Annotated in this window: 1 pseudogene; it reads right to left on the reverse strand. The window is 73.3% G+C overall.

The window, feature by feature from the left end:
- Positions 1–246, reverse strand: a pseudogene (locus CCN51_RS52215) (phosphatase PAP2 family protein); the annotation flags it as partial.
- Positions 247–292 lie beyond the last annotated feature (46 nt).

Below are 292 nucleotides of genomic sequence, written 5' to 3' on the forward strand. Positions count from 1 at the left end.
CACCACCAGCAGCCCGTCGGCGCCGAGATCCAGCACCGCCCCCACCCCCGACGGCCCCTCGGCCACCGCACCGTTCACCGCTCGGTACACCGCCGCCGAGGCACCACCGGTCACCTCCACCGGCCCGGCCTTCCCCAGCCCGCCCGGATACAGCAGCACGAGAGCCACCGCTCCCACGCCCAGCGCCACCAGCGAACCGAGCAACCGGCGGCCGTGGCCGATCTCGTACGGGGATGTGGATTCCATGCGCCCGACGCTAGGGACGACGAGCCACGGACACCCGACCCGAAAG

This window comes from Streptomyces milbemycinicus, assembly GCF_002154605.1.
Lineage (GTDB): Bacteria > Actinomycetota > Actinomycetes > Streptomycetales > Streptomycetaceae > Streptomyces > Streptomyces milbemycinicus.